The following is a 2,001-nucleotide window of genomic DNA, read 5'->3' as shown; positions in this document are numbered from 1 at the left end:
TTTTTCTGATGTGTTCTTGGATTTGATTTGCCAATATTTTATTGAGAATTTTTGCATCAATGTTCATGAGGGATATTGGTCTGTAGTTCTCTTTTTTAGTTGTATCTTTGTGTGGCTTGTGTATCAAGGTTATTGAAGCCTTATAAAAAGAGTTTGGTAATGACCCTTCTGCTTCTATTGTGTGGAATACTTTGAGGAGAATTGGTATTAGCTGTACTTTGAATTTCTGGTAGAATTCTGCACTGAAGCCATCTGGCCCTGGGCTTTTTTTGGTTGGGAGACTTTTGATGACTGCTTCTATTTCATTAGGGGTTATAGGTCTATTTAAGTTGCGTATGTGTTCTTTATTTAATTTTGCAAAGTGAAATCTGTACAGAAAATTGTCCATTTCCTTTAGATTTTTGATTTTGAGGAATATAGGTTTTCAAAGTATGACCTGATGATTCTCTGGATTTCCTCTGTGTCTATTGTTATGGCCCCCCTTTTCATTCCTGATTTTATTAATTTGCATGTTCACTCTTTGTTGTTTGGTAAGTTTGGATAAAGGTTTGTCTATCTTGTTGATTTTCTCGAAGAACCAACTTTTTGTTATATTGATTCTTTGTATTGTTCTCCTAGTTTCCATTTTATTGATTTCAGCCCTCAATTTGATTATTTCCTGGCGTTTGCTCCTCCGGGGTATATTGGCTTCTTTGTTTTCTAAAGCTTTCAGTTGTGCTGTTAATTCTCTAGTGTGACTATTCTCCAGTTTCTTCATGTGGGCACTTAGTGCTATGAACTTTCCTCTTAGCACTGCTTTCAAAGTGTCCCATAAGTTTGGGTATGTTGTGTCTTCATTCTCATTAAATTCTAGGAAGTCTTTAATTTCTTTTTTTATTTCTTCCTCAACCCAGGAATGGTGCAATTGGGTGTTATTCATTTTCCAAAAGTTTGCAGGTTTTCTGCCATTTGTATTGTTGCTGAATTCTAGCTTTAATGCATGGTGGTCTGATAAGATACAGGGGGTTATTTCAATTCTTTTGTATCTGTGGAGGTTTGCTTTGTTGCCAACTATGTGGTCAATTTTAGAGAAGGTTCCATGTGGCGCTGAGAAGAAGGTATATTCTTTTGTGTTTGGATGGAATGTTCTATAGATATCTGTTAAACCCAGTTGGGTCATAACTTCTTTCAGATCCTTTGTTTCTTTGTTAAGTTTCTGTCTGGTGGTCCTGTCCAGTGGTGAGAGTGGGATGTTGAAGTCTCCCACTATAACCGTGTGAGGTCTTATTTGTGATTTGAGTTTTAATAATGTTTCTTTAACATATGTTTGTGCCCTTGTATTTGGGGCATAGATGTTTAGAATTGAGACTTCTTCCTGATGGATTTTTCCTGTGATGAATATGAAATGACCTTCTTCATCTCTTTTGATTGATTTTAGTTTGAAGTCTAATTTGTTAGATATTAGGATTGCTACACCAGCTTGTTTCTTGGGTCCATTTGATTGGAAAATCTTTTCCCAACCCTTTACTCTGAGGTAACGCCTGTCTTTGAAGTTGAGGTGTGTTTCTTGTATACAGCAGTAAGATGGATTCTGTCTTCGTATCCATTCTGTTAGCCTGTATCTTTTTATGGGCAGGTTAAGACCATTGACATTGAGGGATATTAATGTCCATTGATTGTTGGTTCTTGTTTGTTTTGGATTTATTGTTGGTGGTGTCATTGTGTGTTTGGATTTCGCCCTCCTACTTCTTTTTGTGTTTGGTAAAATTAGATTATCTATTGCCTGTGTTTTTGTGAGTGTAGTTATGTTCATTGGGGTGGAGTTTTTCTTCCACAACCTTCTGTAGTGCTGGAGTTGTGGATATGTATTGTTTAAATCTGTTCTTGTCATGGGATATCTTGTTTTCTCCATCTATAGTGCTTGAAAGTTTTGCTGGGTACAGTAATCTGGGTTGACATCCATGCTCCCTTTTTGCTTGTACGGTATCTATCCAAGACCATCTGGCTTTCAGAGTTTCCATT

The 2,001-nt window shown here is 36.5% G+C and carries 2 protein-coding genes; both read right to left on the bottom strand.

Translation table 11 applies throughout. The features are described from left to right. Positions 1-388: hypothetical protein (locus KRZ98_RS21150; RefSeq protein WP_217675199.1), on the bottom strand; the 388-nt coding region annotated here is incomplete at its 3' end. 36 nt (positions 389-424) lie between these two features. Beyond that, positions 425-1,870, bottom strand: a complete 1,446-nt coding sequence (locus tag KRZ98_RS21145; protein WP_254798751.1) for an endonuclease/exonuclease/phosphatase family protein — start codon at positions 1,868-1,870, stop codon at positions 425-427. Positions 1,871-2,001: the final 131 nt, after the last annotated feature.

Origin of the sequence: Sphingobium sp. AS12 (assembly GCF_019097845.1) — a bacterium.
In the GTDB taxonomy this organism is placed as follows: domain Bacteria; phylum Pseudomonadota; class Alphaproteobacteria; order Sphingomonadales; family Sphingomonadaceae; genus Sphingobium.
This window is presented reverse-complemented; position numbering and strand designations above follow the sequence as displayed.

Coding starts and splice junctions, on each gene's coding strand:
- KRZ98_RS21145 (WP_254798751.1), bottom strand. CDS start 1,870: ATGACAAGAACAGATTTAAACAATACATATCCACAACTCCAGCACTAC.